Raw genomic sequence first — 11237 nt, 5'->3', positions numbered from 1 at the left:
CTTCGGCGACCGCCGCAAGGCCATGCTCGGCGACATCGCCATCCTCACCGGTGGCACCGTGATCTCCGAGGAGGTCGGCCTCAAGCTGGAGAACGCCGGCATCGACCTGCTGGGCACCGCCCGCAAGGTGGTCATCACCAAGGACGAGACCACCATCGTCGACGGTGGCGGCGACAGCGACCAGGTCGCCGGCCGCGTGAACCAGATCCGCGCCGAGATCGAGAACAGCGACTCGGACTACGACCGCGAGAAGCTCCAGGAGCGCCTCGCCAAGCTGGCCGGCGGCGTGGCCGTCATCAAGGCCGGCGCGGCCACCGAGGTGGAGCTCAAGGAGCGCAAGCACCGCATCGAGGACGCCGTCCGCAACGCCAAGGCCGCCGTCGAGGAGGGCATCGTCGCCGGTGGTGGCGTCGCCCTGCTGCAGGCCGGTGTCGCGTTCGACAAGCTGGAGCTGGAGGGCGACGAGGCCACCGGTGCCAACATCGTCCGCGTGGCCCTGGAGGCCCCGATCAAGCAGATCGCGACCAACGCCGGCCTTGAGGGTGGCGTCGTGGTGGAGAAGGTGCGCAACCTCCCCGCCGGTCACGGCCTGAACGCGGCCACCAACACCTACGTCGACCTGATCGCCGAGGGCATCATCGACCCGGCCAAGGTCACCCGCTCCGCGCTGCAGAACGCCGCCTCCATCGCGGCGCTCTTCCTCACCACCGAGGCCGTCATCGCCGACAAGCCGGAGAAGGCCGCCGCGGCCGCCGGCGGCGGCATGCCGGGCGGTGACATGGACTTCTGATCCCCTCCGGGATCGGTTGGTCTTCGTCCGCACGGGCGGTCCCCTTCGGGGGGCCGCCCGTGCGGCGTTTCCCCGGGGGTCGGCAGGGCTGCCGGCCGGGACGGCTCGTTTGGGACAATGGACGGATGGCTTCCGCTGATGACATCGAGACCGCCCTGCACAACGCGCGGGCGCTGATCCTGGCCGACCTGACCGCGAAGGACGTGACGGACGCCGCCGTGGTGTCGCTGGTCGAGACGGCCGTGACCCACCGCCGCTGGTGGCTGGAGCAGTGGCCGGAGGGCACCGAGTACGTGCTCGGGCTGGTCGCCCAGGACGTCCAGGACGCGCTGCTGGAGGCGTACGGCCGCTGGCCGCTCTGCGCCGCGTGCGCGGCCGAGGGGGACCCGCACGCGCTCAGCGTCGAGCCCGAGCTGGGGCCGGAGCCGCACTGGGTCTGCGGTAAGGAGGGCGCGGTCGTGGCGCCCGTCGGGCAGCTCTCCTGACGCGGCCTTCGAACGGCCCGGTCCTTGCGCAGCCGCTTCGGGCGGCCCGGCCTTCGAGCGGGCCGCCCGGACGGCCCGGCCTCGGGTCCGGCCTCCGGGCGTCTCAGCCTTCGAGGCGGCCGAGTTCCGCGGCCAGGTTGGCGCGGGCGGGTGCGTCGAAGCGCGCGTGGGCGGTGGGGGTGCGGTAGAGCGCGGGGAGCGCGAGCAACTGCCGCAGGACGGCGGCGCGGCCGGCCCTGAAGTCCGGCTCCGGCACGAAGGCGTACTCCTCCCGGACGGCGGCCGCGTACGCCGCGTACGCCTCGGGGGTGCCGCCGAGGACGGCGAGGTCCGCGTCGCAGAGCACCTCGCCGTTGCGGTCGCCCGGTTCGGGGTGGTGGGTGACGGTGAGCCGGACCAGCCTGGCGACCTCGGCGGTCCGCTGCTCCGGCAGGCCCGCCCCGGTGAGCGCCAGGACGGCGAGGGCGGCGCTGCGCTCCTCGTTCTCGGAGCGGTCGGGGCGGTAGACGGCGTCGTGGAACCAGACGGCGAGGCGGACGGTGTCCGCTGACTCGGCGTGCCCGGCCAGCGCGTCCACCTGGTCCAGCACCGCCCGCAGGTGGTCGGCGGTGTGGTAGCGGCGCTGCGGCTCGGTCCAGCGGCGCAGCAGCTCCCGCCCGGCCGGCTCGGGGTCGGTGTTCGTGCCGCAGCGGCGCAGCAGGGCGGTCCAGGCGGTGAGCAGGTCGTCGGTCGGCATGGGAGCCATTGTGGTGGCCGGGCGTGCCGGGATCCGGCCGGGGGGCCACCCGGTCCCGGCCCGGGAGGATTCCGGCAGGTCCCGGGCGGGGTGTCCACTGGACCTATAGGTAGTTTGGCGATATATGTAGTTCCATGACCGAACGCTCCATGCAGGAGCCCACGCTGCTTCTGCTCACCGCACTGGCCGACGCTCCCAGACACGGCTACGCGCTGATCCAGGAGGTCTCCGCGATCTCCGGCGGCCGGGTCGCGATGCGCACCGGCACGCTCTACGGCGCCCTCGACCGGCTGCTCCAGCAAGGCCTGATCGAGGTCTCGGCCGAGGAGGTGGTCGACGGCCGGGCCCGGCGCACGTACGCGCTGACCGCCGCCGGCCGGACCTCCCTGGCCACCGAGGCGGAGCGGCTGCGCGCCGTCGCCACCGAGGCGGAGCGCCGCCTCTCCGTGTTTCGCCCGAGGACCAGGGGGACCTTCGCATGACGATGACCACGCCGACGGTGGCGGTGAAGGCGGCGCTCCGGTTCTACCCGGCACGCTACCGCCGTGAGCGCGGGGACGAGCTGGCCGCCGTCTTCTCCGACACCACGGCCGAGGCCGGGGCGCCCGCCGTCGTCCGGGAGGCGCTGGACCTCGCCGCGTACGGGCTGCGGGTGCGCACCCGGCTGACCGCCTTCTCCGCCGGCGGGCGGCTGCTGGCGCTGGCTGCGCCGGTGATCGCCGGGGCGATCGCGGGAGCCGGGCTGTACCCGTGGATCAGCGACGCGGACCTGCTCGCCTGGCGGCTCGGGCACACCTCGTCGGTGATCACGCTGGTGGCCGCCTTCGCACAGCCGGTGGCGTCGCTGCTGCTGGCCCTCGCCGCGCTGCTGGGACGCTGGGCGGAGGCGCGGGTGATCGCGGTGGCGGTGATGGCCGCCGGGCTGCTCGGCATGAAGGACGCCTTCGCGGTGGACCGGGTCGACGCGTGGTGGATCCTGGCGGTCGGCTCCTCGGCGATGCCGTTCGTGCTGGCCGGCCTGCTGGTGATCGCGGCGCCGCGCGAGCTGCTGGCCGAGCCGACCTGGCGCACGCGCGCCGTGGTGCCGGCGTCGATGGTCGGCGGCTGGTCCTTCTTCGCCCTCCAAGGCGGCTTCGACTCCCACTACATGCTGAACGGCCCGCGCTCGGTCGCGCTGGTGGTCCCTCCGCTGTTCCTGGTGCTGACGGCGCTGCGCGGCCGGCTGGTGCCGGCGGCGATCGGGCTCGCGGTGCTGCCGCTGACCGTCACCTTCAGCATGTTCACGCTCTGGCAGACGACCGGCGGCCTCTGGTACCTGCTGCCGGTCTCCGCCGTGGCGGTGGTGCTGATGGCGGCGCCGCTGATGATCGGGAGCCGGGGCGGGGCCGGCGGTGCCCGCGGCCTCGCCTGACCGGTCGCGCACCGATGGCGCACCGATCGCCGTACTGATCGTCTGATTGTCCACCGGGGCGAGCCCCCGGCGGGGGCTCCCGGCCGAGCGGCCGCCGGGGGCTCGCCGGGGGCTCCCGGATGTGGCAGGCTATCTGATATGTCTAGACCAATTTTCGAAGTCATCGCGCTGACGCCCCAGGACGCCCAGGCCGCCGAGTCGGGCGGCGCCGACCGGCTCGAACTGGTCACGGACATGGCCGCCGACGGACTCACCCCGTCGGTCGCGGACTTCGCCGCGATCCGTGCCGCGGTGGACCTCCCGCTGCGCGTCATGCTGCGCATCCGGGACGGTTTCGCGCCCGGCGACCTGGACGAGCTGCGGGCCCGTGCCGCCGCGCTGCGGGCCGAGGGGGCGGACGAGTTCGTCTTCGGCTTCCTGGACGCCGACGGCGCCGTGGACCTGGCCGCCACCGGCGCCGTCGCCGAGGCGGTGGCCGGCTGCCGCTGGACCTTCCACCGGGCGGTCGACCACAGCGCCGACCGCGGGGCCGTCCGCGCGGCCGTCGGCGCGCTGCCCGGGCTGGACACCTTCCTCACCTCCGGTGCGGCCGGCGGAGTGGACGCGGGCCGCGAGGTGCTGGAGGCCGAGCTGGCCAAGGCCGGCGAGCCCGGCTACGGCCAGCGGATCCTGATCGGCGGCGGGCTGCGGGCCGATCACCTGCCGGGCCTGCGGGCGGCCGGCTTCGACGCCTTCCACGTCGGCGGGGCGGTCCGCGCCGACGGGTGGGGCTCGCCGGTGGACGCCGGCAAGGTCGCCGAGTGGCGTGCCCTGATCGATGGCTGAGCGTGGAAGCGCCGACGGCTGAGCGATCGGCGGCCGTCGGCTCGGTGGGAGGGGGGCCGGCCGACGCCGGTCCCCCTCCCACATTCGGCTCCGGCTCCCGCCGTCCCCGTCCGGCCGCTCAGTCCAGCTGCGCGGGCATCGGCTCGGCGTGCAGCACGGCCAGCCCGGAGACGGCGCGGGTGAGGGCCACGTACAGGCGGCGCAGGCCGGTCCGCTCGTCCGGTTCGCCGGCGACGACGGCGGCCGGCTCGTCCAGGACCACGTAGTCGTACTCCAGACCCTTGGCCAGCGAGGCCGGGACGAGGGTCAGCCGGGCCTGCGCACTGGTCTCGGTGCCGGGGGAGAGGTACGGCAGGCCGGCCGCGGTGAGCGCCTCGGCGAGCAGCGGGATGCGCGCGTCGGCGGCGATCAGGCCGGTCGAGCCCTCGTGCTCCAGCGCCCGGTGGCAGGCCTCGACGACCGCCTTCTCCAGCCCGTCGTCCGGGACGCGGGTGACCGTCAGCGAGCCGGGCGCCTCGCGGACCGAGGTCGCCGGGGCGAGGCCGGGGGCGATCGAGGGCAGCAGCCGGGAGGCGTAGGCGATGACCTCCTCGGGGACGCGGAAGCCCTTGGTCAGCTCCTCGACGTGGGCGGCCGGCTTGCCCAGGTGGTGCAGGGCGTCCGCCCAACTCGCCGTCGCCCACGGGGTGGTGCCCTGGGCGAGGTCGCCGAGGACGGTCGCCGAGCCGGTGGTGCAGCGGCGGCCGACCGCGCGGTACTGCATCGGCGAGAGGTCCTGCGCCTCGTCCAGCACCACGTGCCCGAGCGACGGCGTGCGCTGGACCAGGTCGGCCGTCTCGTCCACCAGGACGGCGTCGGCCTGGGTCCAGCGGGCGGTCTTCACGGAGCGGCCGGGCTTGGGCCAGAGCACGGCCCGCTGCTCCTCGGGGGTGAGGACGCCGTCCGCGCACGCGGCGAGGAACTCCGGGTCGGAGAGCAGCCGCAGCACCAGCCGGGCCGGCTCGACCAGCGGCCAGCACTCCTTGACCACCGCCTTGACCGCGGAGTTGCGGGTCACCGCGTCCTGCACCCGGTCGTCCGGCGCCTCGCCGCCCTGCTCCATCTTCAGCAGCACGGCGTGCGCGATGCGCTGCGGCAGCGCGTCCCGGGCGGCGCCGTAACGGATCGCGCGGCCCTTCAGCTCCTCGATGATCCCGACGAGTTCGTACGCCGGGACGCGCCAGCGCCGGGAGCCGCGGACCACCACGCAGGGCTCGGTGGGCAGCGTGATGCCGGCCCGGACCGCCCGGCGCAGCACCTCGGCCATCCGGGCGTCGCCCTTCAGCCGGGCCGCCTCGGGGGTGTCCTCGCCCTTCACCTCGACGTGCGCGACCAGCTGCTGCACGGTGGCCTGCGCCACGTCCAGCTCGCCGAGGGCGGGCAGCACCTGCTCGATGTAGGAGAGGAAGGCGTTGTTCGGCCCGATCACCAGGGTGCCGGTCCGGGCGAGACGCTCGCGGTGCGCGTACAGCAGGTACGCCACGCGGTGCAGGCCGACGGCGGTCTTCCCGGTGCCGGGCGCGCCCTGGACGCAGACGGTGCCGGTGATGTCGGCGCGGACGATCTCGTCCTGCTCGGGCTGGATGGTGGCGACGATGTCGCGCATCGGGCCGACGCGGGGCTTCTCGATCTCGGCGGCGAGCAGGGCCGAGGCGGAGTCCGACTCGGCCGGGTCGCAGAGGTGCTCGTCCTCGTACGCGGTGAGCTCGCCGCCGGTGTAGCCGAAGCGCCGCCGGCGTTCGACGTCCATCGGCTCGGCCCGGCTGGCGCGGTAGAACGGCTGGGAGACCGGCGCGCGCCAGTCGATCACCATCGGGTCGCCGTCGGCGTCGTGGACGTGCCGGCGGCCGATGTAGAAGCTCTCCCCGCCGGAGCCCTCGGAGAGCTCCTCGCTGATCGCGTGCAGGTAGTCGAGGCGGCCGAAGAAGAGCGGGGTGTGCGAGAGGTCGGCCAGGGCGGCGATCCTGGCCTCGATCTGGTTCTGCAGCACGAGGGCGGTGACCCAGGTGCCGGTCACGTCGCTGATGTCGAGCGACTGGACGTCCTCCCGCATGGCGCGCAGTGCGGCCCGGGAGGAGGCCAGGTGGTCGCGTTCGCGCTGGAGGGGGTCGGTGGTGGGGGTGGCGGGCACAGCGAACCTTCCCGGCTGCCCCGGAGACGGGCGCAGCGGATCGTTGGAGCTCACGGTGGACACGGCCGACCGGTTGCCGTGCGGTCGACGCCTCCCCCGGCTGCCTGCGGGACTTCAGCAGGTACCACGGTTCGGGAGGGGGCAGACGGACGATCCTAGACCGCCTGCGGCTCCGGTGCCATTCAGCCCGTGCCGTGCGGCCTCAGGTCGGCGTACCTGACCACCTGGGACGCCAGCACGGCCAGCCCGGCGAACTCGGCCACCGACGCGGCGGTCAGCCACCCCGCGTTCCCGTCGTGGGCCCAGAACAGGACGATCGCGGTGGCCGAGGAGAGGCAGAACACCAGCAGGTTGGACGCCAGTTGCAGGTACTTGCGGCTGGTCCGCCGCTCGTCCCTCAGGTGTGAGGCCTCCCAGCCGAACACCGTCGTGTCGCCCGGGAGGACCGCGGCGAGGCGCGGGGCCAGGTCGCCGCGGATGTACCGGCCGATGGAGGAGATCTTGTGGTCGTTGATCAGGTACGTCCAGCCGAGCAGGAAGGTCACCGGGGGCAGCAGCAGGAGCCGTTCCGGGTGCCCGCCGGACTGCAGGGTCGCCGCCAGGACGGCGGCCAGCGACGCGAGCGTGGCGTAGATGAGGTTGTCCCGGAACCCGATCCGCTGCTTCTGCTCGTCCTTGATGGACGTGTACTCCGCGAGCAGCACCTGTACGGCGACGCTCTGCTCCTGAGGCGACACTGTCCCTCCCCCTGTGACGTCGACGGACGGCCATCTTGCCCGACCGGGCGTGGGCGGGTCCAGGCTGGGAGGCCTTCGGCCGGGGCCGCGGATCCGGCCCGGAAGGCCCTGCGGCATGGCTAACATGACGCCATGTCAGGATGGGCGGCCTACCGTGCGCGGGTGGCGAAGAAGCGGGTTGCCGGCTACATCCCGCCGACCTTCCACCTCACGGAGGCCGACGGCGAGGAACAGGAGTACGACGGCGAGGAGCAGGAGGGCGACGGGGAGCAGGACGACGGGGAGCAGGAGGAGCAGACCGAGGTCGCGCAGCGGCCGTACCGGTGGCTCCTCGACCAGTTGACCGGGTTCCAGCCACGGACCTACCTGGTCGACGGGGTGGCCGGCAGCGGGAAGAGCTCGCTCGTCACCCACATGGCGATGGACCTGCTCGCCGCCGAGGTCGCCTGCGTCCAGGTCGACCGGAACACCCTGGACCACGGCTTCAAACACCTCGGTGACCCCCTTGAGTTCGGCAGGGCGCAGTGCCCGCCGGACATCGACGAGCCCCTCTGGAAGGCGAGGTTCAAGCAGCGCAGGGGCGTCTTCCTGATCGATGCGGTCAACGAGCTGGAACGCGAGCTGAACCCGAAGGAGATGCGCTTCGTCCGCCTCCTGCTGGACGGTTCGCACCGCTATCCGGTGCTGGCGACCTCGCGGACCGAGCCGGAGCGGCTGGGGTCGGCGGGCCTGCGCTCGATCAAGCGGCTCTCGATCGCCCCGCTGACCGAGGGGGAGTCCGGCGGCTACCTGCGGGCGCGCGGGCTCGAACCCGTCGCGGCCCTGAAGGAGATCCGGGCCGCTGGCCTGGACGGCGCGATCTGGAACCCCCTGCTGCTGTCGTTGCTGGCGGGCCTGCTGCAGACCGAGGCCGTCGACCGCTCGGCCCCGATGCCCCGCTCGCGGGCCGAGCTGCTGCGGCGGACCGTCCACCGCAACCCGGCGGGGAACCACGCCGACCCCGCGGCGGACCGGCTCAGGGGCCAGGGCCTGCACCTGGAGTCCGTGCTCTGCGCCGCGGCGTTGGTGGTGGCGGGCAAGGAGGGCGAGAGCGGCTTCCGGCGCAACGACCTCAGGGCCGTCCTCGACCGGGTCTGGGACGACCGGACCGGGCTGGACGGGCTCATCGAGGAGTTCCTGAACACGCAGATGGTGGCGGTCGAGACCACCGAGCACCACCAGGAGCAGTCCTACCGGCTGCTCCACCAGTCGATCGTCGACTTCGGGCTGGCCCTGGGCTGGCAGAACAGCAGCCTGCCGCCGCTCGCCTTCGACCTCGACCAGTGCGTCGGCGACTGGCTGGGCCTCCAGGAGGACACCGGGCGGGCGACGGAGGCCGTGCTGGCCCGCCGGGACGACCTGCGGCCCAGCGTGCTGCTCGACGTCGTGGTCGCCAACCGCGGCCGGCTCTGTGACGAGTCGCGGGCGAGCATCTGGCGGGCCCTCGGCGAGCACTTCTGCGGAGACCGCAGACACCGGGACGACCTGGCGATGTCGCTCGGGCGGGTGCCCTTCCACGTCGTGAAGGAGGGGGTGGACTACGGGCTGCTGGAGGACCTGAAGGAGCGGGACCCGCTGATGGTGCCCGGCGTCCTCGAATCCCTGTGGAACGAGACGCTGACGCCGGAACACCTCCAGCAGCTGCGCCGGCGCAAGCTGCGGCAGGAGAAGGACCAGCACCGGGCACAGGCCGAGGCCGGTGCCGCGGGCGAACCCTCCGAAGCCCTGGTGGCCACCCGGCTGGCGGGCCTGGCGGACGACCCGTCGTCCGCCAACCGGGGCAGGACGGCCCTGTGGCTGGCCCGCAACCGCCCCGTCGAGGCACTGGCGCCCCTGGCCACCGCCCTGATCACCGACCCCGTGCCGACCGTCCGGGGCGCCGCGGCGAAGGCGCTCGGCCTGATCGGGGACCCGACGGTGGTCCCGGCCCTGAAGGCGACCGTGACGGGTGACGCGGACCCGGTGGTGCGCGGCACCGCGGCCAACACGCTGGGCAAGCTCGGGGACCGGACCACGGTGGCGACCCTGCAGGCGGTGCTGGAGAAGGACGAGGACCCCGTGGTGCGCGCCTCGGCGGCCACCGCGCTGGGGAGGATCGGGGACCGCTCCGGGGTGACGGCCCTCAAGGCGGCGCTGGAGGGCGACGCCGACTCCGTGGTGCGCGGCTCGGCGGCCAATGCGCTGGGGTTCCTCGGGGACCGGTCCACGGCCCCGGCGCTGCGTGCCGTGGTGGAGGGGGACGAGGACCCCGTGGTGCGCGGCTCCGCGGCCACCGCGCTGGGGCGGCTGGGGGACCGGTCGGCGGTCGCGGTGCTCGGCGCGGCGGCGCAGCGCGATCCCGACGAGGGGGTGCGCGGATCCGCCGTGCACGCCCTGGGGCGGCTCGGCGACGGGTCGGCGGCCCCGGTGCTGGGCGCCGTGATGGAGGCCGACACCAACTCCTGGGTCCGGGGCGCCGCCGCCAACGCGCTGGGCGGGCTCGGGGACGCCTCGGTGCTCCCCGGGCTGCGCAGGGTCGTCGAGGACCCTGCCGAGGACTTCACCACCCGCGGCTCCGCCGTGTGGTCGATCGGCGCGCTCGCCACCGAGCCCCAGCTCTGGCTCATCCCCTTCGCCGAGTCCGCCCGCGGCTACAGCGGGTCCGACGTGTCGTCGGCGCGGAAGTTCCGCGGGACGATCGTCAACCTCCTGGCCCGGCAGGCCGCCCACGAGGACGTCCGGCACTGGCTCAACCGGGTCGCCCGGCTCGACTCCGACCCGTTGAACCGGACGGAGGCCGTCCGGGGCCTCGCCCAGGCCAACGTCATCAGCAGCGAGCTGATCCGGTTCCTGATAGATCCGGAGAAGCCCCGCAGCGACAAGCGCAAGCGGGACACCGACAACGGCGTGCTGGGCAGCGCGGGGGCGGCCGCGCTCTGGATGTACGGCTACAACGAGAAGCTCGCCGACCACCTCCTGCCCTCCGTGGCCCGGCTGCTGACCGACGAGGCCACGTGGAGCGGCACCGTCAACGCGGTGCTCTCACCGCTCGCCGTACTGCCCCTGGACGTGTCCCAGCGGATCATCCGGGTGTTGGAGGAGACGGCCGCGGAGTGCGGGGGCCGCCCGTTCCTGGAACGCCGGCTGGTGCCCTACGCGCGGCTCAACGAATGGCGGCAGGCCGTGCGCGGCGACATGCAACGGCTCAGACAGAGACCCGAGGAGATCATGGCAGGCTTTCGGCCCGGACCGGCCGCGGCGGAGCCGGCGGACCCGTCCGCGGGGGAGTTCGACGTCGCCGTCCTCACCGCGATCCAGGTGGAGTTCCGTGCACTGCTGGACGAGGTGAAGCAGCGGGGGATCCCGGTGGTGAAGGTGCAGAAGGGGAGCAGGTACTACCGCACCTTCACCCTGCCGGGGAGCCAGGGGCCCGTCCGGGTCGTCGCGGCCAAGGCCACCGACAAGGGCGGCCAGGCGGCGGCCGCCCTCACCCAGGCGGTGATGGCCGATTTCGACAGCTCGCTGCTGCTGCTGGTCGGCGTCGCCGGTGGTTTCGCCGAACGCGGCGTGCGGCTCCACGACGTCCTCTTCGGGAAGGTCGTCCACAACTACGACCCCGAGCGTCTGCAGGCCGACGGCGCGGGCAACCGCCAGCAGCCCTACCGGACGGACGAGCAGCTGCTCCGGCTGGTGCAGGACCTCCACGTGGACGGCGACCTGGACGACGCGCTCGACGGGCACCGCCTGCACGTGAAGGACTACGCCAGCGGGGAGAAGGTGGTCGCCTGGGAGGACGCGCCGCTGCGCCGGGCCATGCTCGCCATGTCCACCGACGTGTACGGCATGGAGACCGAGGCCCACGGGGTCCTGCACGCCGTGTACGAGAGGGACAAGGCGGGTGCCCACGTCAACGCGGGCATCGTCAAGTGCATCAGCGACCTCGGGGACGAGGCCATGCGGGAGGACAAGGAGACCAAGCAGGAGCAGGCCGCCGGGATCGCGGCCCGGGTCGCCCTGGACGTGCTCTCCCACTTCTACCGACCCGTAGGGGAGGGGTAGGGGACG

The 11237-nt window shown here is 73.8% G+C and carries 9 protein-coding genes; 6 read left to right on the top strand and 3 right to left on the bottom strand.

The annotated features are described in order from the left end of the window. The coding region (gene groEL, locus C2142_RS16595; protein ID WP_148644830.1) for a chaperonin GroEL at window positions 1-790 on the top strand (790 nt) is incomplete at its 5' end. 125 nt (window positions 791-915) lie between these two features. Beyond that, the gene (locus C2142_RS16590) at window positions 916-1275 is read left to right on the top strand and encodes a hypothetical protein (RefSeq protein ID WP_148643366.1); all 360 of its coding nucleotides are present in this window, start codon (window positions 916-918) and stop codon (window positions 1273-1275) included. 103 nt (window positions 1276-1378) lie between these two features. On the opposite strand, the gene C2142_RS16585 is transcribed toward C2142_RS16590, so the two are convergent. Further along, window positions 1379-2011, bottom strand: a complete 633-nt coding sequence (locus C2142_RS16585; RefSeq protein WP_148643365.1) for a hypothetical protein — start codon at window positions 2009-2011, stop codon at window positions 1379-1381. Window positions 2012-2145: 134 nt separating this feature from the next. On the opposite strand from C2142_RS16585, the gene C2142_RS16580 reads away from it, so the two are divergent. From C2142_RS16580 to C2142_RS16570, 3 genes are all read left to right on the top strand, one after another. Continuing rightward, window positions 2146-2493 carry a PadR family transcriptional regulator gene (locus C2142_RS16580; RefSeq protein ID WP_148643364.1) on the top strand — a complete coding sequence of 116 codons (348 nt, stop codon included), beginning with the start codon at window positions 2146-2148 and terminating at the stop codon, window positions 2491-2493. Beyond that, window positions 2490-3422: a hypothetical protein gene (locus C2142_RS16575; protein WP_148643363.1), complete on the top strand. Its 933-nt coding sequence runs from the start codon at window positions 2490-2492 to the stop codon at window positions 3420-3422. Before C2142_RS16580 ends, C2142_RS16575 begins: the two co-directional genes overlap by 4 nt. A 138-nt stretch (window positions 3423-3560) precedes the next feature. Further along, window positions 3561-4247, top strand: a complete 687-nt coding sequence (locus C2142_RS16570) for a copper homeostasis protein CutC (protein WP_148643362.1) — start codon at window positions 3561-3563, stop codon at window positions 4245-4247. Between the two features lie 118 nt (window positions 4248-4365). Here C2142_RS16570 and C2142_RS16565 read toward each other — a convergent pair whose 3' ends face one another. Both C2142_RS16565 and C2142_RS16560 read right to left on the bottom strand, forming a co-directional pair. Then, complete coding sequence (locus C2142_RS16565) at window positions 4366-6339, bottom strand: ATP-binding domain-containing protein (protein ID WP_148644829.1); 1974 nt, start codon at window positions 6337-6339, stop codon at window positions 4366-4368. 260 nt (window positions 6340-6599) lie between these two features. After that, entirely contained in the window at window positions 6600-7154 is a 555-nt protein-coding gene (locus C2142_RS16560) for a hypothetical protein (protein WP_148643361.1), read from the bottom strand. A 132-nt stretch (window positions 7155-7286) separates the two neighbouring features. On the opposite strand from C2142_RS16560, the gene C2142_RS16555 reads away from it, so the two are divergent. After that, window positions 7287-11231 (top strand): HEAT repeat domain-containing protein, encoded by a 3945-nt coding sequence (locus tag C2142_RS16555; RefSeq protein ID WP_148643360.1) that lies wholly within the window; start codon window positions 7287-7289, stop codon window positions 11229-11231. Window positions 11232-11237 lie beyond the last annotated feature (6 nt).

It is taken from the genome of Streptomyces sp. CB01881, from assembly GCF_002953255.1.
GTDB lineage: Bacteria > Actinomycetota > Actinomycetes > Streptomycetales > Streptomycetaceae > Kitasatospora.
Note: the sequence above shows the minus strand (reverse complement) of the source record. Positions and strands in the feature narration are given on the sequence as shown.

Coding starts and splice junctions, on each gene's coding strand:
- C2142_RS16590 (WP_148643366.1), top strand. CDS start 916: ATGGCTTCCGCTGATGACATCGAGACCGCCCTGCACAACGCGCGGGCG.
- C2142_RS16585 (WP_148643365.1), bottom strand. CDS start 2,011: ATGCCGACCGACGACCTGCTCACCGCCTGGACCGCCCTGCTGCGCCGC.
- C2142_RS16580 (WP_148643364.1), top strand. CDS start 2,146: ATGACCGAACGCTCCATGCAGGAGCCCACGCTGCTTCTGCTCACCGCA.
- C2142_RS16575 (WP_148643363.1), top strand. CDS start 2,490: ATGACGATGACCACGCCGACGGTGGCGGTGAAGGCGGCGCTCCGGTTC.
- C2142_RS16570 (WP_148643362.1), top strand. CDS start 3,561: ATGTCTAGACCAATTTTCGAAGTCATCGCGCTGACGCCCCAGGACGCC.
- C2142_RS16565 (WP_148644829.1), bottom strand. CDS start 6,339: ATGCGGGAGGACGTCCAGTCGCTCGACATCAGCGACGTGACCGGCACC.
- C2142_RS16555 (WP_148643360.1), top strand. CDS start 7,287: ATGTCAGGATGGGCGGCCTACCGTGCGCGGGTGGCGAAGAAGCGGGTT.